The following is a 17,244-nucleotide window of genomic DNA, read 5'->3' as shown; positions in this document are numbered from 1 at the left end:
CATGCACCACGTGGTGCATGCCAGGGCCGTGGGCGTTCCCGTCGGGTGCGGGCGGCGCCGGGTGGCCGGGCGGGTCAGCCTGCGGGCAGGCGCAGGCGAGCCGGGCGCCCAGCGCGGCGGTGGCGTCGGCAGCCTGTTACGACAAGAAGATTGCCCAGGGCAAGCACCACACCCAAGCCCTCTTCTGCCTCGCCAGACGCCGAGCCGACGTGTTGTTCGCGATGCTCCGCGATGGCACCTTCTACGAACCCCACCCGCCCCCACGAGTTGACGAAGCCCAGAGGGGCACCCCCCCTCCTCCTGAGCCGGGACCTAGCCCTTGCCCTCACCCTCACCCGGGACGGCGCCCGCACCCGCACCGCGGTCCGCCGCCTCTGCGCGGCTGCGCGCCTGGCGGCCGTCGAGCACCTGAAGCGCCTTGCGGGCCAGCGGATACGTCCGCACCAGTTCGGCCAGCGTCGTCGAACCCCGGGTGATCCGGGCGAACGCCCGCCAGGCAGGGCGGAAGCCCGTGATCGCCGCGTGCAGGAGCCCCGGCTTCGCCTCGAAGAGGGTGAGCATCCGCCGCCCGATCCCCATCTCCACGCCCAGACCGGCCTTGACGGCGAAGGCGTAGTTCAGGGCCTGGCGCCGCGCGTCCACCGCGTCCTGGGCCTCGGAGATCTTGACGGCCCACTCCCCCGCCAGCCGGCCGGAGCGCAGGGCGAACGAGATGCCCTCCCGGGTCCACGGCTCCAGCAGTCCGGCCGCGTCGCCCGCCACCAGCACCCGGCCGCGCGAGAGCGGCGATTCGGGCGTGCGGCAGCGCGTCAGGTGGCCGGAGGAGATGGACGGCTCGAAACCGGCCAGGCCGAGCCGGGCGATGAAGTCCTCCAGGTACCGCTTGGTGGCCGCGCCCTCTCCCTTGGCCGAAATGACGCCCACGGTGAGGGTGTCCCCCTTGGGGAAGACCCAGCCGTAGCTGCCGGGCAGCGGGCCCCAGTCGATGAGCACGCGTCCCTTCCAGTCCTCGGCGACCGTCTCCGGAACGGGGATCTCCGCCTCCAGGCCGAGGTCCACCTGCTCCATCTCCACCCCGACGTGGGCGCCGATCCGGCTCGCGCTGCCGTCCGCCCCGACGACGGCCCGGGCCAGCACGGTCTCCCCGCTCGCCAGCACCACGGCCACGGTGCGCCGGTCGGGCACTGCCGCCCCGTGCTGTTCGACGCGCGCGACGGCGGTACCCGTACGCACCGTCGCACCGGCCTTCTCGGCCTCCGCGACGAGACCGGCATCGAACTCGGGCCGGTTGATGAGCCCGAACAGCATGTGCTTCGCACGGCGGGTCCGGGTCAGCTTCCCGTTCAGCGAGAAGGTGACGGCATGGATGCGGTCCTGGAGCGGCAGCACGAAGCCCGGCGGCAGGGCGTCGCGCGAGGGGCCGATGATGCCGCCGCCGCAGGTCTTGTACCGGGGCAGCTCGGCCTTCTCCAGCAGCAGGACGCGCCGCCCGGCCGTCGCCGCCGCGTGCGCGGCCGAGGCGCCGGCCGGCCCGGCCCCGACCACGACCACGTCCCACACCTCGCCGGTCCCCCCGGCCATGCCCTCGCCCGCCCCCTGAGCGGCCTGCCCTGCTGCGCCGGACCCGCCGACGGTGCTTTCGTCGCTGCTCACGATGTGTTGCTGCTCCTGATCATGCGGTTGCTCCGATGCCGGGGAAATCCTACGGCGCGCGTTCCGCTCGTCCTGCTGTGCGAGGATCGGGACCGTCTCCCGCCGTACCCGGTATACGCGCACCACGCGGATCGGGCGGCGTACACGTAGAACAACGTCGCACCCATGAGGAGCGTGCCCATGTCGCCGAATCCGGTCGCCGAGACCATCGCCTCGCTGATGCCCCGCGCCCAGCAGGAGCTGGCCGAGCTGGTGGCCTTCCAATCGGTGGCGGACTTCGCGCAGTTCCCCCGCAGCGAGAGCGAGGCCGCCGCGAACTGGGTGGCGGACGCCCTGCGCACCGAGGGCTTCCAGGACGTGGCGCTGCTCGACACCCCGGACGGGACCCAGTCGGTGTACGGGTTCCTGCCCGGCCCCGAGGGCGCTCCGACCGTCCTGCTCTACGCCCACTACGACGTACAGCCGCCGCTGGACGACGCCGCCTGGACCTCCCCGGCCTTCGAGCTGACCGAACGCGACGGCCGCTGGTACGGGCGCGGTGCGGCGGACTGCAAGGGCGGGTTCATCATGCACCTGCTCGCGCTGCGCGCCCTGAAGGCGAACGGCGGGGTGCCGGTGAGCGTCAAGGTGATCGTCGAGGGCTCGGAGGAGCAGGGCACCGGCGGACTCCAGCAGTACGCCGAGGCGCACCCGGAGCTGCTGGCCGCCGACACGATCGTCATCGGCGACGCGGGCAACTTCCGGCTGGGCCTGCCGACGGTGACGGCCACGCTGCGCGGGATGACCTTGATCAAGGTGAAGATCGACACCCTGGCGGGCAACCTGCACTCCGGCATGTTCGGCGGTGCCGCCCCCGACGCGCTGGCCGCGCTGATCCGCGTTCTGGACTCGCTGCGGGCTGCGGACGGTTCGACGACGGTCGACGGGCTGGCCTCGGACGCGGTGTGGGAGGGTCTGCAGTACCCGGAGGCCGACTTCCGCGCCGACGCGCGCGTCCTGGACGGCGTCGAGCTGATCGGCGAGGGCACGGTCGCGGACCGGCTGTGGGCCCGCCCGGCGGTGACCGTGCTGGGCATCGACTGCCCGCCGGTGGTCGGTGCGACCCCTTCCGTGCACGCGAGCGCGGGCGCGCTGATCAGCCTGCGCGTGCCGCCGGGCGTGGACACGACGGAGGCGATCAAGCTCCTGGAGGCGCACCTGGTGGCGCACACGCCGTGGAAGGCGCGCCTGGAGCTGGAGGTCGTGGGCCAGGGCCAGCCGTTCCAGGCCGACACGAACAGCCCGGCGTACGCGTCGATGGCGGCGGCCCTGCAGGCGGCGTACCCGGGCCAGGAGATGCAGATCAGCGGCATGGGCGGGTCCATCCCCCTGTGCAACACGCTGACGTCGCTGTACCCGCAGGCGGAGATGCTGCTCATCGGGCTGAGCGAGCCGGAGGCGCAGATCCACGCGGTGAACGAGAGCGTCTCGCCGCAGGAACTGGAGCGCCTCTCGGTCGCGGAGGCCCTGTTCCTGGTCAACTACGCGGCGTCCAAGGCCGTCTGAGCCGACGCCGACGGAGCTGCGCCCAGGGCGAACTCCGCTCCCGGTGAACGACGCCCCGGGAGCGGAGTCCCGGGGCGTACGGTCACGGCATGGATCTTGTCGAAACAATAGAGACCGTCGAGGTGATCCCCGGCCGGCTGCACCTGCTCGGCTTCCCGATCGGGCAGGCGTACCTGTGGCGTGACGGCGGGGCCCTCACCCTGATCGACGCGGGGCACGCCGGTGCGGCGCCCGCGATCGAGACGGCCATCCGGTCCCTGGGGCTCGACCCGGAGCGGCTGGAGCGGATCGTGCTGACCCACTGCCACCGCGACCACGTCGGCTCGGCGGAGGAGCTCGCGGCACGCTGGGGCGCGGAGGTCCTCGCCCACCGCCTGGACGCCCCGGTGATCCGCGGGGAGCTCCCGGTCCCCGAGCCGGTGCTCCTCGACTGGGAAGTCCCGCTGTACGAGCACGGCCTGACGGTTCCCGAGGCACCGCCGACCCGCGTCGACCGGGAGCTGGAGGACGGCGAGGTGCTCCCCTTCGGCGACGGGGCGGTGGTGGTCCACGCCCCCGGCCACACCCCGGGCAGCATCGGCATCCATCTGCCGCGCCACGGCGTGCTCTTCGCCGGTGACTGCATCGCGGGAGTGGGGCAGGTGATGCTGGGCGTCTTCAACGTGGACCGGGCGGAGGCGCAGAACTCCTTCCGGCGCCTCGCGGCACTGTCCCCGGCCGTCGCGTGCTTCGGTCACGGTGCTCCGCTCACGGCGGACGCCGCCGGAGCCCTCGCCGCGGCCGCCGCCTGACCCGGCCGTCCGCCGCCCGCCGCCCGCCGCCGGAAGCCACCGGCGGCGGGCGGCGCAAGGCCGGTCCGGTCGGGAGACCGGCCGGGCAGATCCGGTCCGGCCCGGGCCCCGGGGGCTACGGCGTGGGACGGCCCGCCTCCAGGTAGGCCGGGCGGCCCGCCTCGCGGGCTCGCAGCGCCCCGCGCAGGCGCTCGTACCGCTGCGGCGGCAGCAGCGCGCCCGCCTCCTCCTCCGTCACGAACCGCCACGCCCGCAACTCCGGCCCCGGCAGCCGCAGCCCGGCCGCCGCCCGCTGGGAGAGCCTCCCGCCGTCGAACAGCATCCGCAGCCCGCCGTACGCCGGGGGAGCTGGGGGCTCCCAGTCGACCACCAGCAGCCGCGGCGGCCGCTCCAGCGCGACGCCGAGTTCCTCCGCGACCTCCCGCACGCCCGCACGGGCCGGTGCCTCTCCCGGCTCGACGATCCCGCCCGGGAACTCCCAGCCCGGCTTGTACGTCGGATCGACCAGCAGCACCCGGTCCTCTTCGTCGAACAGCAGCACGCCGGCCGCCACCGTCTCCCGCGTCGGCTCCGGCGTCTGCACGATGTCGCACACGCCGGCCGTATCCGTGCGCACGGCCTCGGCGATCCGCTCGGCCGTCTCCCGCACGGTCAGGCGGCCGTTGTCCACGACGTGCGCGTCGGCCGTCAGCCAGCCGCCCAGCGCCTGCTGGTAGACCGGGATGTGGTCGTACGCCCACTGCCGCACCCGTACGTCCACCAGCTCCGGGGCCCCCGGCTCCTCACGGGTGGCGATCCGCTCCCGCAGGATCGTTTCCGCGGGGGCGAGCAGCACGTGCCGCACCGGTATCCGCCGCGCCGCGAGCCCGCCGAAGATCTCATCGCGGTACTCCTGGCGCAGCAGCGTCATCGGCACCACGAGCACGCCTCCCACCTCGGCGAGCATCGCGGCGGCCGTGTCCACCACCAGGCGCCGCCAACTGGGCAGGTCCTGGTAGTCGGAGACCTCCGCGAGGCGTTTGTGCGGCAGGAGCCGGCGCAGCGTGTCACCGATGAGCTCCGGGTCGTACAGGGTGCTGTCCGGCAGGATTCCGGTCAGTTCGCGGGCCGTGCTGGTCTTCCCGGCGCCGAATGTGCCGTTGATCCAGACAATCACGTCTACCCCTCTCCCCATGGCTCGTCCGGAGCCCCCAGTGGCTTGCCCGCATCACCCTGCCACGGAAACCCGCTCCCCGGGCCAGTGCTTATCCTCAAGGTCACAGCCGTGCCCGTCGTCGTGCCCGTTGCCCTGGGAGGTTTGCGTACCGTGCCGCACACCCGTCGTCCGTCCGATCCCCGCTACGGCAGCCGGCCGACCATGAAGGACGTGGCGGCCCGTGCGGGCGTCGGCCTGAAGACCGTGTCGCGGGTGGTGAACGGCGAGCCGGGGGTCACCCCGGACACCGTCAGACGGGTCGAGGAGGCCATCGAGGCGCTCGGCTTCCGCCGCAACGACAGCGCGCGGGTGCTCCGCAAGGGGCGTACCGCCACCGTGGGCCTGGTCCTGGAGGATCTCGCGGACCCCTTCTACGGGCCGCTGAACCGGGCGGTGGAGGAGGTGGCCCGGGCGCACGGCGCGCTGCTCATCAACGGTTCCAGTGCCGAGGACCCTGAGCGCGAGCGGGAGTTGGCGCTGGCGCTGTGCGCGCGCCGGGTGGACGGGCTGATCGTGATCCCGGCCGGGGACGACCACCGCTATCTGGAGCCGGAGATCCGGGCGGGGGTGGCCACGGTGTTCGTGGACCGCCCGGCCGGCCGGATCGAGGCGGACGTGGTCCTGTCGGACAACTTCGGCGGCGCCCGGGACGGGGTCGCGCACCTGATCGCGGGCGGTCACCGGCGGATCGGTTTCATCGGCGACCACCCGCGCATCCACACGGCCACGGAGCGCCTGCGGGGGTACCGCGCGGCCATGGCGGAGGCGGGACTGGCGGTGGACGGCGCCTGGGTGTCCCTGGGGCCGACGGCCCCGGAGCACGTCACGGCGGCGGCCCGGGGGATGCTCACGGGCCGGGACCCGGTCACGGCCGTCTTCGCGGGGAACAACCGGGTCACGGTGACGGTGGTACGGGTCCTCGCGCACCACCCGCAGCCGGTGGCCCTGGTGGGCTTCGACGACTTCGAACTGGCCGATCTGCTGCGCCCGGGCGTGACGGTGGTGGCCCAGGACGCGGCGGCCCTGGGCCGGGTGGCCACGGACCGCCTCTTCCAGCGCCTGTCGGGAGCCGAACTCCCCGCGACCCGCCTCGAACTCCCCACCACCCTGGTCCCCCGCGGCTCGGGCGAGCTGCCTCCGTCACCCTCCTGACCGCCCGTCGCATCAGAGTGGCCTTTGAAAGGTCGGTGGCTGCGTATGCGCCGGGGGTGTCTTGGGACGGTGGCCTGGGCGGGCCGGACCGGCCCCGGAGGCCGGGGGTGCGGCGGGCCGGGGGTCGGGACCTGCGAGAAGAGGGGGCTCGCGGGCCGGTGGCGGTCCGTCCCGACCGGCCGTCCCGCTGGGGCGAACTGCTGGGCGGTGTTTTACGAGCCCGCGGCTGGTCGGCGCGTCCGAGGTGTCCGGGACGGGGCCCCAGGCGGCCCGGACCGGCCCCGGAGGCCGGGGGTGCACCCGGCCGGAGGTCGGGACCTGCGAGAAGAGGGGGGCTCGCGGGCCGGCGGCAGTCCGTCCCGACCGGCCGTCCCGCTGGGGCGAACTGCCGGTCGGTGTTCCACGAGCCCACGGCTGGTCGGCGCGTCCGAGGTGTCCGGGACGGTGGCCCGGCGGCCCGGACCGGCCCCGGAGGCCGGGGGTGCAGCGGGCCGGGGGTCGGGGCCTGCGAGAAGAGGGGGCTCGCGGGCCGGTGGCGGTCCGTCCTGACCGGCCCGTCACCCTAGGGCGAACTGCTGGCCGGTGCTCCACGAGCCCACGACCGGTCGGCGCGCCCGAGGTGCCCGGGACGGGGCCCCAGGCGGCCCGGACCGGCCCCGGAGGCGGGGGTGCACCCGGCCGGAGGTCGGGACCTGCGAGAAGAGGGGGGCTCGCGGGCCGGCGGCGGTCCGCGCGACCATGACGCGCCAACGCCCTCGCTGGCCATACGTACCGCCGACCACGGCGGGGACCCCTCCTCTCCGCAGGTCCCCACCCCCGCCCAACGTGCACCCCGCTCACGGGGCCGGTCCGGGCAGAGCATGACGCACCCACCCCCACCCACGCCACGCACCACCGGCCACCGAGCACGGCGGGGCCCCCTCCTCTCCGCAGGTCCCCACCGCCGCTCAACGGGCTCCCCGCCCACGGGGCCGGTCCAGGCAGCCCATGACGCGCCCACGCCCACCCGCGCCAAACGCGCCACCGACCACGCCGGGGACCCCTCCCCTCCGCAGGTCCCCACCGCCGCCCAACGTGCCCCCGCTCACGGGGCCGGTCCGGGCAGCCCATGACGCACCCACGCCCACCCGCGCCAAACGCGCCACCGACCACGCCGGGGACCCCTCCCCTCCGCAGGTCCCCACCCCCGCCCGACGTGCCCCCCGCCTACGGGGCCGGTCCGGGCAGGCCCTGGTGCGGTCGACTTACCGGCCTCGGTGACTGCTCCGCTGTCCGGTCCGGGCAGGCCCTGGTGCGGCCGCGCGTTCCGGGTACGCCGCTGCCCGGCGCACGGGGTCGTGGCCGGGCAGCGTGGGGTCGGGGTGGTGGATCAGGCGGTCGCCGTCAGCGTCGCCGAGCGGCGCGGGATGGCGAAGGCGTCGAGTTCGGCGCGGGTCAGGCCGGTCAGGGCGGTGACCTCGTCGGTGCCCACGGCGCCGCAGTCGAGGCCGCGGACCAGGTAGCCGGCCAGGGCCTTGGCCGTGGCGGGCTCGTCCATCACGTCGCCCTCGATCTTGGCGACGTACGCCTTCAGGCGGGCGGCCGCGGCTTCGAGGCCCTCGCGGTAGAAGGTGAAGACCGCCGCATAGCGGGTGGGGAGGTGACCCGGGTGCATGTCCCAGCCCTGGTAGTAGGCGCGGGCCAGGGCGCGGCGGGTGAGCCCGTAGTGCAGCTTCCAGGCCTCGTGGACGTGCTCGGTGGTGCCGATCGGCAGGACGTTCGTCGAGCCGTCGGAGACGCGTACGCCGGTGCCGGCGGCGGCGACCTGCATGATCGCCTTGGCATGGTCGGCGGCGGGGTGGTCGCTCGACTGGTACGCGGCGGAGACCCCGACGCAGGCGCTGTAGTCGAAGGTGCCGTAGTGCAGGCCGGTGGCGCGGCCGCGGGCGGCCTCGATCATGCGGGCCACCGTGGCGGTGCCGTCGGAGGCGACGATCGACTGGCTGGTCTCGATCTGGATCTCGAAGCCGATCCGGCCCGGGCGCAGGCCGCGGGCGGTCTCGAAGGCCTCCAGCAGCTTGACGAAGGCGGTGACCTGCTCGGCGTACGTGACCTTGGGCAGGGTCAGGACGAGGCCGTCGGGGAGGCCGCCGTGCTCCAGCAGGCCGGTCAGGAAGATGTCGGTGGTGCGGATGCCGCGGTCGCGGACGTTGGACTCCATGCACTTCATGCGGATGCCCATGTACGGGGCGTTCGTGCCGTTGGCGAAGGCCTCGGAGACGAGGCGGGCGGCGCGGGCGGCGGCCTGGTCCTCCTCCTCGTCGGAGCGGACGCCGAAGCCGTCCTCGAAGTCGACGCGGAGGTCCTCGATCGGCTCGGAGGCGAGCTTGGCGCGCACGCGGTCGTAGACGGGGACGGCCAGCTCGTCGGAGATCCCGAGGACCTTGGCGAAGGTGGCGGCGTCCGGGGCGTGCTCGTCGAGGGCCGCGAGGGCCTGGTCGCCCCAGGAGCGGATGGTGTCGGCGGCGAAGACGTCGCCGGGGACGTAGACGGTGTGGATGGGCTGCCGGGTGCCGGGGTCGCCCGGGTAGTGGCGCGCGAGCTCCGCGTCCACCGGGGCGAGGGAGGCGCTGATGCCCTCGCTGACCGCGCCTGCGAGGCTCGTTGCCACCTTCTCCTGCTGACCCATCGTGCACTCTCCTCTTTTCCGCTTCACGGAAGCTTAGATCCGCATAGCAGAATTTAGTCACGTGATTCCGCTCAGTCAATGGTCCCTCTGCCCGGTCGGGCAAACGACTCGGGGCCGTGCGGTGAGAATCACCACACGGCCCCGGGGCTCAGAGAAGCGCAGGTCAGCCCTTGCGCGCCTTGATCTCCTCGGTCAGCTGCGGGACGACGGTGAAGAGGTCGCCGACCACGCCGTAGTCGACCAGGTCGAAGATCGGGGCCTCGGCGTCCTTGTTGATGGCCACGATGGTCTTCGAGGTCTGCATGCCGGCCCGGTGCTGGATCGCGCCCGAGATGCCGGAGGCGATGTACAGCTGCGGGGAGACCGACTTGCCGGTCTGGCCGACCTGGTTGGTGTGCGGGTACCAGCCGGCGTCGACGGCGGCGCGCGAGGCGCCGACGGCGGCACCGAGGGAGTCCGCGAGCTCCTCGATGATGTGGAAGTTCTCGGCGCCGTTGACGCCGCGGCCGCCGGAGACCACGATCGCGGCCTCGGTCAGCTCGGGGCGGCCGGTCGACTCGCGCGGGGTGCGGGAGACGACCTTGGTGCCGGTGGCCAGGGCGCCGAAGGTGACGGCGAGCGCCTCGACGGTGCCGGCGGCCGGGGCGGCCTCGACCGGAGCCGAGTTCGGCTTGACGGTGATGACCGGGGTGCCCTTGGAGACGCGGGACTTGGTGGTGAAGGACGCGGCGAACGCGGACTGCGTCGCGACCGGACCCTCGTCACCCGCCTCCAGGTCGACGGCGTCGGTGATGATGCCGGAGCCGATGCGGACCGCCAGACGCGCGGCGATCTCCTTGCCCTCGGCGGAGGACGGGACGAGCACGGCGGCCGGGGAGACGGCCTCGTACGCGGCCTGCAGCGCGTCCACCTTCGGAACGACGAGGTACTCGGCGAACTCGGGGGCGTCGGCGGTGAGGACCTTGACCGCGCCGTGCTCGGCGAGCGCGGCGGCGGTGTTCTCGGCGCCGGCGCCGAGGGCGACGGCGACGGGCTCGCCGATGCGGCGGGCGAGGGTCAGCAGCTCAAGGGTGGGCTTGCGGACGGCGCCGTCCACGTGGTCGACGTAGACGAGGACTTCAGCCATGGGAATGCTCCTGCGAATGCGAAGTAGTCAGGGGGCGATCGAGAGGTTTCGGCTGAAGCTCTTAGATGAACTTCTGGCCGGCCAGGAACTCGGCCAGCTGCTTGCCGCCCTCGCCCTCGTCCTTGACGATCGTGCCGGCGGTGCGGGCCGGACGCTGCGCGGCGGAGTCCACCTTGGTCCAGGCGCCCTCCAGACCGACCTCGTCGGCCTCGATCTCCAGCTCCTCCAGGTCCCAGGACTCCACCGGCTTCTTCTTGGCGGCCATGATGCCCTTGAAGGAGGGGTAGCGGGCCTCGCCCGACTGGTCCGTCACCGAGACGAGCGCCGGGAGGGAGGCCTCCAGCTGCTCGCTCGCGGTGTCGCCGTCGCGGCGGCCGGTCACGGTGCCGTCCTCGACCTTGACCTCGGAGAGCAGGGTGACCTGCGGGACGCCCAGACGCTCGGCCAGGATCGCCGGGAGGACGCCCATGGTGCCGTCGGTCGAGGCCATGCCGGTGATGACCAGGTCGTAGCCGGCCTTCTCGATCGCCTTGGCGAGCACGAGCGAGGTGCCCATGACGTCGGTGCCGTGCAGGTCGTCGTCCTCGACGTGGATGGCCTTGTCGGCACCCATGGACAGCGCCTTGCGCAGCGCGTCCTTGGCGTCCTCGGGGCCCACCGTCAGGACGGTGATCTCGGCGTCGTCGGCCTCGTCGGCGATCTGCAGCGCCTGCTCGACGGCGTACTCGTCGAGCTCCGACAGCAGACCGTCCACGTCGTCGCGGTCGACGGTCAGGTCATCGGCGAAGTGCCGGTCGCCGGTGGCGTCGGGCACGTACTTCACACAGACAACGATCCTCAGGCTCACGCCGGCTCTCCTACCGCATCGTCTTTTTCTGATACCGCCTTGTGCAGGCAGCATAGGCGCCTTGTCGGGCGGATCCCGGTCGGGGCGGCCCGCGCTCCGAAGGGAATGTTACTCGTCAGTACACCCTGGGTGCCCCCAGGAGGCAAGGCCGGTGAACTGTGATCTGTCCAACGCCGCCCCAACCCGCCCCAGCAGGGACGATTCAGTCACGCAACGCGTTGAAGCGACCTTGGTGGTACAGCAGGGGACGACCTTCCCCGGCGGGGTCCCCGGCAACCGCCTCCGCGATGATCACCCGGTGCTCGCCGGCCGGCACCCTCGCCACGACCCGGCACACCAGCCACGCCAGTACGCCGTCCAGCAGCGGGACCCCGTGCGGGCCCGGAGCCCAGCCGGTGGCAGGCCCGAAGCGGTCGGCTCCGCTGCGGGCGAACAGACCGGCCACGTCCTGCTGGTGCTCGCCGAGTATGTGGACGCCCAGGTGCTCGGAGTCGCGTATCGCGGGCCAGGTGGAGGCCCCGGTGCCGATGGTGAAGGACAGCAGCGGCGGATCGGCCGAGACCGAGTTGAGCGAGGTCGCGGTGAAGCCGACCGGCCGGCCGCCGTCCTCGGCGGTGATCACGGCGACGCCCGCAGCGTGCCGTCGGAAGACGGAGCGCAGCAGGTCGGGCGAGCCCGGCAGCCCGGAGCCGGAGCGCAGGGACGGGGCCGGGAGCGGGGAGGCGAGTGCGGACGAGGTGGCGTGGGCCGTCGAGGCCGTCATGGGGAGGCTTCCTTCTGCCGCACGGGGGCGGCGGACGCGGGCGCGGTCGGTTCGGGTGTCGGGTCCGTTCAGTGGCCCCGACAGCGCGCGCTCGCGTGGCGGACGAGGTCCACGTGGACCCGTCCGTACAGCAGGATTTCGTACCGCATGCCGCCAGCCTGGCGATCACCCGTGTACACAGTCAAGCCGCGGCGGGCAGATGCGAGGCGCGTCACGGTGCGTGCGGGCGCGTGCACCGGCGCTCCGGTCATACGGCGGCGCCCAGCGCGGCGATCACGTCGGCCTTGCGGGGCATCCCGGCCGCCCGCCGCACGATCCGCCCCGCGGAGTCCAGGACGAGCACGGTGGGGGTCTTCTCGATGCCGAGAGCGCGGACCAGCTCAAGGTTCCGTTCGGCGTCGATCTCGATGTGCTCGACCCCGTCGACCAGTTCCGCCACCTCGGTGAGGATCCGCCGGGTGGCGCGGCAGGGCTGGCAGAACGCGCTGGAGAACTGCACCAGACTGGCCCGCTCCCCCGGCCGCGCGCCCAGCTCGGCCGCGCCCAGCCGTCCGCCGCCCGCGTCCCGCCCGGTCACGTCGTCCTCGCGCACCGCTGCTCCCCTCGCCGCTCTCACCGGTGCCGCAGTCCTCGGCGGTACCCCGGTGCCCGCACCATGGTCCTACGTTCGTACGCTGATCCGAGCGCCGGGAACACGCACCGCATTCCCCGCGTGACAAGAATCTCCCCGGGCACAAGAGTCCGGACTGGCCACCGGGCCGCGTATGGGGCACGATCCCCAAGGGCCGCGTACCTACGCAGCCGTAACTTCCGGCCGGGAGAACCTCCCCAGGCAGAAAGCGGGGTCCCCCCAGCATGGCTGAGCTCGTCTACCCTCCGGTGATCGGCGCCGCGCACACCCTCTTCCGGGCGCTCGACATCCGCATCGACATGAAGGGCACCGAGAACATCCCGCGCAAGGGCGGGGCGGTCCTGGTGTCGAACCACATCGGATACCTCGACTTCATCTTCGCCGGCCTGACGGCCCGGCCGCAGAAGCGCCTGGTGCGCTTCATGGCGAAGGAGTCGGTGTTCCGGCACAGGGTCTCCGGACCGCTGATGCGCGCGATGAAGCACATCCCGGTGGACCGCAAGCAGGGTGAGACCGCCTACCAGCACGCCCTCGACTCGCTGCGCTCCGGCGAGATCATCGGTGTGTTCCCGGAGGCGACGATCTCCCAGTCCTTCACCCTCAAGAGCTTCAAGTCGGGTGCGGCGCGGATGGCCCAGGAGGCCGGCGTCCCGCTGATCCCCGTGGCGCTGTGGGGGACCCAGCGGCTGTGGACGAAGGGCCGCCCGAAGAACCTCAAGCGCAGCCACATCCCGGTGACCATGCGGGTCGGTGAGCCCATCGAGGCGCCGACCGACCAGTACGCCGGGGCGATCACGCGCCGCCTGCGCGAGCGGGTCCAGGAGCTGCTGGAGGCGGCGCAGCGCGCCTACCCGGCCACGCCCAAGGACGCGGAGGACGCGTGGTGGCTGCCCGCCCACCTGGGCGGGACCGCGCCGACGGCCGCCCAGGTCAAGGAAGCGGGCTGAGTTCCCACCCCTGGGACGGCTGAGCGTACGGTCCCACCGCCGCGCCCGGTGCCGGGGCCGTACGCCGTCAGGCCGTCAGGCCGTCAGGGCCACCCGGTCAGTTCGGGTTGTCGGCGTGGGTCAGGGTCTCCCACGCCTCGAAGTGGTTCTCGGTCCCCGCCGGGCGCCGTCCCTCGGTGAGCCTGCGGGTGTTCTCCATGCCCACGCCCAGCCGGGTGTGCAGGGCGTTGTAGCCGACCTCGGTGGCGGGCCCGATCCCCCTGCTGAGGCTGCCACCGCAGAGCCAGGAGGGCACCGGCGCACCGAGTTCGTACTGCGCGTGGAAGCCCAGCGCGTGGCGGAACCGGTCCTTGAAGCGGGGATACAGGTCGACGCCCTGGATCCGGGAGGTCTCGGCGACGTGCATGGTCGCCGCGATCCCCATGCCGGTGTGGCCGAAGTCCCGGCAGGTCTCCTGGGCCAGGCCGTCCACGAAGGTGCTCTGGCCGTGCCAGTACTCGATCAGCTCGCCGCGTGTGTCGATGCCGGAGCGCGGCGGGTACGCGGGCTGCGGGCCGTCCGAGGCCAGGTAGAAGTACGCCGGGACGCGGCCGAGGTAGATCGCCATGGCCTTGTCGTAGGCGGCGCGGTCGTCGAGGTGGACGGCGATGCCGACCGCGGCGTCCATCATGATCAGTTCCCAGTTGCCGTTGCTGCTCGGCCGGCCGTTGATCACTTCGGGCAGGTAGACCTCGCGCAGCATGGCGGCGAAGCGGGCCTGGTTCGGCCAGCCCCCGGTGTACGTGTGCTTGATGATCTCGGCGGCGCGCGGCCAGGTGGAGCCCGCCCAGCCGCTCTGCAGGGGTGCGTTGCTGTCGGTGTGGTCCTTGATCTTCGCCGACCAGGCGTCCATCAGCTCGATCGACTTCTTCGCGTACCGGGTGTCCCGGGTGAGGTACCAGGCGAGGGCGTCGGTGTACGCGGCGATGGCGTCCTCGCGCTCGTCGGAACAGCCGATGTCCGGATGGGAGTACGAACCGCACTCGACGACGGCGCGCGGCCGGGGCGTACGCGAGAGCGAGGCGTAGGGACTGGCGAGCATGGCATCGAACGCGCCCTTCCACGGTTGCTGCCCCGCCTGGACCCTGGCCCGCACGAAGTCCAGCTGGGGGCGGCTGGTGAGCACCCCGGGGTGGGTGAACGCGGCCGGGGCCGCGGCCCGTTGGACGGTGACGGCGGCCGAGGGGCCTGGGGCGGCGGCAGGGGGGCCGGCCTGTGCGGTGGGGGTGGGCATGAGTGCCGCGGCGAGGCCGAGGGCGAGGGCCGCGATCCCGGTGGGGACTCCGTAACGCATGAAGCGCCTCCGTCGGAGGTGGGGGGACGGGACTTCCTCGCCGAACGTACTCATGAGCATGCCAAGTTGACAACGTTATCCGACAGGAAACTTTCCTATCGGACAGCGTGGCCGGCATCCGGGCGTCAGCGCTCCGCCTGCTCGCGCCTGCGCCGCCGGTGCGCCGCCACCCGGGCACGGGTGGCGCACGCCGAGGAGCAGTAGCGCCGGGCACTGCCGGGGCCGGCGGCGAGGAAGAGCCGCCCGCACCCCTCGGCGGCGCAGGTGCCCCAGGCGATCCGCCCGTGCTCGGTGAGCAGCCCGGACAGGGCCAGGGCGCCCGAGGCCAGGAACCAGGCGCCCCACCCGGCCCCTTCGCCCCGGTCCACGTGCAGGTGCCAGGCGTGGCCGTCGTGCCGGGTCAGGCGGGGCCGGGTGGCGTACTGCGCGAACAGGGCGTTCAGGGCGTGGGCGGCGCGGTCCTCGTCGGTCTCGGCCAGCAGCGCCGCCATCCGCGCGGCGGCGGACCGCAGTTCGGCGGCGTCGGCCTCCCCGAACTCCTCCTCCGTGAGGTCCGCCGGGCGCTCCCCGTGCCGGGCGAGGAGCTCCATGAGCCCGCTGCGCGGGAGGTCCGGGTCGGCCCGGACCGCCTCGGCGAGGTCGATCAGCCGCCGCACGGCCGAGAACCCGTGCCCGGAACCGCTCATATGCGCCCTCCTGCTGCCACGTGATGGCGTAACGTCTTGTGCCGCTAACACGTTACCAACGGGAGGGGGTCGGGGATGGGCGGCTTCGGGCGGTACCTGGCGGCGGCACTGGCCGCACGGGTCGCCTCCGAGGGCATGGGGCTGGCCGTGGTCCTGCTCGCCTTGGAGCGGACGGGAAGCGCGGGGCACGGTGCCTTCGTGCTGACGGCATGGCTGGCCCCCCACGTGCTGGCGGCTCCGCTCGCCGGGGCCGCCGCGGCCCGGTCACGCCGCCCGAGGCTGTTCCACGTGGGCGCCCTGGCCGGGTTCACGTGCGCCGTGGCGGCGCTCGCGCTGCTGCTCGGCCGGGCCCCCGTGCCCCTGGTGCTCGCCACCGCGGTCCTCGGCGGCAGCTGCGGGCCGATGGTGACGGGCGGGATGTCCAGCCTGGTCGCCGATCTGGTCCCGGCGGGGCCCCGGCGCGACCGGGCCTACGCGTGGGACGCGGCCACCTACAACGCCGCGGCGGTCACCGCTCCGGCGGCGGTCGGCCTGGTCGCGGCGCTGGGCTCCGCCGCACCCGCCATGGCGGTGCTCGCGCTGGCCGGCGCCCTCGCGGCCGCCCTGGCCGCGACGCTGCCGTACGGGAACGGTGGCGCGGACCGGGAGCCCGCTTCGCTGCGGGCCGGGCTGGCCGAGGGCCTGGCGGCGCTGTGGCGGATCCGGGAGCTGCGGGCGATCACCTCGGCGACGACCCTGGCCTTCCTCGGCATAGGCTCGCTGACCACCACCGCGGTCCTGCTGGCCACCCGGCTCGGCAGCCCGGGCGGCGGGGGCGCGCTGATGACCGCGTTCGCCCTGGGGGCGCTGGCGGGCTCGCTGACCCTGGGCCGGATCACGGCCGCCGATCCGGGGCGTGCGGCGCGCTGGGCGATGGCGGGGACCGGGACCGCCTTGGCCGCGGCCGCCTTCACCCCCTCCGTCACCGTCGGGGCGGCGCTGTTCGCGGTGGCCGGGGTGTGCGACGGGCCGCTGCTGACGGCCACCCTGCGGATCCGGTCGGAGTACGCCCCGGACGCCGTACGGACCCAGGTGTTCACCCTCGGGGCCGGCCTCAAGCTGACGGCCGCCTCGCTCGGCGCGGCTCTCGTCGGCGTCACCGCCGGGGCACCGCCGCAGGCCCTGCTGGCCGGGATCTCCGTCCTGCTCCTGGCGGCGGCCCTGCTGCACGCCCTGCTGGCGCACCCGCGGGGATCCGTACCCTCGGCGCCGGCTACAGAGCCGTCGGCAGGTTCCGCCACAGCTCCGGCCGGTCGGCGGCCTCCTGCAGCACCTTGAGCGTGGCCGGGTGCGGGGCGGCGTACACCTCGGGGTAGTCGACCTCGCCGAGCTCCGGCCGTACGGGAAAGGCCAGCTGCTCCCGGTCCAGGGTGAACTGGGCGTCCACGCCGGGCTTGTTGCCGCGCGGGTCCTGGCGATACCACCGGCTGCTGCCGGGCATCCGGAGGGCCACCAGGCCGTGGACGACGGGGTTGCAGCCGTCGTCGTCGGCCAGCCGCTGGTAGCAGAAGCCCGCCGGGACGCCCTGGGCCCGCAGCAGGGCCACCAGCGCGTGGGACTTCGCGTAGCAGATGCCGTTACGGGTGCTCAGCACGTCGGAGGCGCGCCAGGCGACCCGCAGATCCCCGGAGTCCGCCGAGTGCGGGATCGTGTCCCGCACGAACTCGAACGCAGCTTTGGCGTATGAGTATGCATCTCCGGTGGCGGACCAGAGAGCGTCCGCGGTCTCCTGCACCACGGGGTGCCAGTGGTCAATCGCCTGATCAGACACGAGATAGTCGTGGACGTCTGGGCTCTGCTGGATCAGCTGCATGCCTCCGAGCATAGGCATGCCTCCGGCCCCGAATCAATAGATTTGCAGCCGGAGG

15 protein-coding genes and 1 pseudogene are annotated in these 17,244 nt (G+C 73.5%); 6 read left to right on the top strand and 10 right to left on the bottom strand.

Going from position 1 to position 17,244, the window contains the following annotated elements; genetic code table 11:
• Window positions 1–125 precede the first annotated feature (125 nt).
• Window positions 126–251: pseudogene (locus ABZ128_RS16140) on the top strand (IS110 family transposase); the annotation flags it as partial.
• A gap of 61 nt (window positions 252–312) precedes the next feature.
• Here the strand turns inward: ABZ128_RS16140 and ABZ128_RS16135 are convergent.
• Complete coding sequence (locus ABZ128_RS16135; protein WP_356848892.1) at window positions 313–1,581, bottom strand: geranylgeranyl reductase family protein; 1,269 nt, start codon at window positions 1,579–1,581, stop codon at window positions 313–315.
• A 252-nt stretch (window positions 1,582–1,833) separates the two neighbouring features.
• Here ABZ128_RS16135 and ABZ128_RS16130 point away from each other — a divergent pair, with 252 nt between their 5' ends.
• Window positions 1,834–3,198 carry a dipeptidase gene (locus ABZ128_RS16130; RefSeq protein WP_356848885.1) on the top strand — a complete coding sequence of 455 codons (1,365 nt, stop codon included), beginning with the start codon at window positions 1,834–1,836 and terminating at the stop codon, window positions 3,196–3,198.
• Window positions 3,199–3,305: 107 nt separating this feature from the next.
• Window positions 3,306–3,989 (top strand): MBL fold metallo-hydrolase, encoded by a 684-nt coding sequence (locus tag ABZ128_RS16125; protein ID WP_356848891.1) that lies wholly within the window; start codon window positions 3,306–3,308, stop codon window positions 3,987–3,989.
• A 115-nt stretch (window positions 3,990–4,104) separates the two neighbouring features.
• On the opposite strand, the gene ABZ128_RS16120 is transcribed toward ABZ128_RS16125, so the two are convergent.
• Window positions 4,105–5,163 (bottom strand): NUDIX domain-containing protein, encoded by a 1,059-nt coding sequence (locus tag ABZ128_RS16120; protein WP_356848884.1) that lies wholly within the window; start codon window positions 5,161–5,163, stop codon window positions 4,105–4,107.
• A 183-nt stretch (window positions 5,164–5,346) separates the two neighbouring features.
• Here ABZ128_RS16120 and ABZ128_RS16115 point away from each other — a divergent pair, with 183 nt between their 5' ends.
• On the top strand, window positions 5,347–6,336 hold the full coding sequence (locus tag ABZ128_RS16115; protein WP_356848890.1) for a LacI family DNA-binding transcriptional regulator: 990 nt from the start codon (window positions 5,347–5,349) through the stop codon (window positions 6,334–6,336).
• Between the two features lie 1,369 nt (window positions 6,337–7,705).
• Here ABZ128_RS16115 and ABZ128_RS16110 read toward each other — a convergent pair.
• The 5 genes from ABZ128_RS16110 to ABZ128_RS16090 all read right to left on the bottom strand — a co-directional run bounded on the left by ABZ128_RS16110 (window position 7,706) and on the right by ABZ128_RS16090 (window position 12,332).
• On the bottom strand, window positions 7,706–9,004 hold the full coding sequence (locus ABZ128_RS16110; protein WP_356848883.1) for an aldolase: 1,299 nt from the start codon (window positions 9,002–9,004) through the stop codon (window positions 7,706–7,708).
• A 163-nt stretch (window positions 9,005–9,167) separates the two neighbouring features.
• Complete coding sequence (locus ABZ128_RS16105) at window positions 9,168–10,130, bottom strand: electron transfer flavoprotein subunit alpha/FixB family protein (protein ID WP_356848882.1); 963 nt, start codon at window positions 10,128–10,130, stop codon at window positions 9,168–9,170.
• A gap of 61 nt (window positions 10,131–10,191) precedes the next feature.
• Window positions 10,192–10,977 carry an electron transfer flavoprotein subunit beta/FixA family protein gene (locus tag ABZ128_RS16100; protein ID WP_356848881.1) on the bottom strand — a complete coding sequence of 262 codons (786 nt, stop codon included), beginning with the start codon at window positions 10,975–10,977 and terminating at the stop codon, window positions 10,192–10,194.
• A gap of 202 nt (window positions 10,978–11,179) precedes the next feature.
• A complete protein-coding gene (locus ABZ128_RS16095; RefSeq protein WP_356848880.1) occupies window positions 11,180–11,740 on the bottom strand; it encodes a flavin reductase family protein in 561 nt (186 codons plus the stop codon).
• A gap of 247 nt (window positions 11,741–11,987) precedes the next feature.
• Window positions 11,988–12,332 (bottom strand): thioredoxin family protein, encoded by a 345-nt coding sequence (locus ABZ128_RS16090; RefSeq protein WP_356848879.1) that lies wholly within the window; start codon window positions 12,330–12,332, stop codon window positions 11,988–11,990.
• Window positions 12,333–12,595: 263 nt separating this feature from the next.
• On the opposite strand from ABZ128_RS16090, the gene ABZ128_RS16085 reads away from it, so the two are divergent.
• Window positions 12,596–13,318, top strand: a complete 723-nt coding sequence (locus tag ABZ128_RS16085) for a lysophospholipid acyltransferase family protein (RefSeq protein WP_356848878.1) — start codon at window positions 12,596–12,598, stop codon at window positions 13,316–13,318.
• A 97-nt stretch (window positions 13,319–13,415) separates the two neighbouring features.
• Here ABZ128_RS16085 and ABZ128_RS16080 read toward each other — a convergent pair whose 3' ends face one another.
• Together ABZ128_RS16080 and ABZ128_RS16075 are read right to left on the bottom strand one after the other, a co-directional pair.
• Window positions 13,416–14,651, bottom strand: coding sequence for an alginate lyase family protein (locus tag ABZ128_RS16080; RefSeq protein WP_356848877.1), 1,236 nt, complete (start codon window positions 14,649–14,651; stop codon window positions 13,416–13,418).
• 125 nt (window positions 14,652–14,776) lie between these two features.
• Window positions 14,777–15,337, bottom strand: coding sequence for a CGNR zinc finger domain-containing protein (locus ABZ128_RS16075; RefSeq protein ID WP_356848876.1), 561 nt, complete (start codon window positions 15,335–15,337; stop codon window positions 14,777–14,779).
• Window positions 15,338–15,412: 75 nt separating this feature from the next.
• Between ABZ128_RS16075 and ABZ128_RS16070 the strand changes: the two genes are divergently transcribed.
• Window positions 15,413–16,654, top strand: a complete 1,242-nt coding sequence (locus tag ABZ128_RS16070) for an MFS transporter (RefSeq protein WP_356848875.1) — start codon at window positions 15,413–15,415, stop codon at window positions 16,652–16,654.
• Here the strand turns inward: ABZ128_RS16070 and ABZ128_RS16065 are convergent.
• Window positions 16,590–17,189 carry a transglutaminase family protein gene (locus ABZ128_RS16065; RefSeq protein ID WP_356848874.1) on the bottom strand — a complete coding sequence of 200 codons (600 nt, stop codon included), beginning with the start codon at window positions 17,187–17,189 and terminating at the stop codon, window positions 16,590–16,592. The two genes, ABZ128_RS16070 and ABZ128_RS16065, sit on opposite strands and share 65 nt — an antisense overlap.
• Between the last annotated feature and the right edge of the window lie 55 nt (window positions 17,190–17,244).

Source organism: Streptomyces sp. NPDC006326, assembly GCF_040612915.1.
Classification (GTDB): Bacteria; Actinomycetota; Actinomycetes; order Streptomycetales; family Streptomycetaceae; genus Streptomyces.
Note: the sequence above shows the minus strand (reverse complement) of the source record. Positions and strands in the feature narration are given on the sequence as shown.

Excerpts from the sequence above, each read along its gene's own strand:
- ABZ128_RS16065 (WP_356848874.1), bottom strand. The coding sequence starts at position 17,189 with ATGCAGCTGATCCAGCAGAGCCCAGACGTCCACGACTATCTCGTGTCT.
- ABZ128_RS16070 (WP_356848875.1), top strand. The coding sequence starts at position 15,413 with ATGGGCGGCTTCGGGCGGTACCTGGCGGCGGCACTGGCCGCACGGGTC.
- ABZ128_RS16075 (WP_356848876.1), bottom strand. The coding sequence starts at position 15,337 with ATGAGCGGTTCCGGGCACGGGTTCTCGGCCGTGCGGCGGCTGATCGAC.
- ABZ128_RS16095 (WP_356848880.1), bottom strand. The coding sequence starts at position 11,740 with ATGACGGCCTCGACGGCCCACGCCACCTCGTCCGCACTCGCCTCCCCG.
- ABZ128_RS16110 (WP_356848883.1), bottom strand. The coding sequence starts at position 9,004 with ATGGGTCAGCAGGAGAAGGTGGCAACGAGCCTCGCAGGCGCGGTCAGC.
- ABZ128_RS16085 (WP_356848878.1), top strand. The coding sequence starts at position 12,596 with ATGGCTGAGCTCGTCTACCCTCCGGTGATCGGCGCCGCGCACACCCTC.
- ABZ128_RS16130 (WP_356848885.1), top strand. The coding sequence starts at position 1,834 with ATGTCGCCGAATCCGGTCGCCGAGACCATCGCCTCGCTGATGCCCCGC.
- ABZ128_RS16105 (WP_356848882.1), bottom strand. The coding sequence starts at position 10,130 with ATGGCTGAAGTCCTCGTCTACGTCGACCACGTGGACGGCGCCGTCCGC.
- ABZ128_RS16115 (WP_356848890.1), top strand. The coding sequence starts at position 5,347 with ATGAAGGACGTGGCGGCCCGTGCGGGCGTCGGCCTGAAGACCGTGTCG.
- ABZ128_RS16120 (WP_356848884.1), bottom strand. The coding sequence starts at position 5,163 with ATGGGGAGAGGGGTAGACGTGATTGTCTGGATCAACGGCACATTCGGC.
- ABZ128_RS16135 (WP_356848892.1), bottom strand. The coding sequence starts at position 1,581 with ATGGCCGGGGGGACCGGCGAGGTGTGGGACGTGGTCGTGGTCGGGGCC.
- ABZ128_RS16080 (WP_356848877.1), bottom strand. The coding sequence starts at position 14,651 with ATGCGTTACGGAGTCCCCACCGGGATCGCGGCCCTCGCCCTCGGCCTC.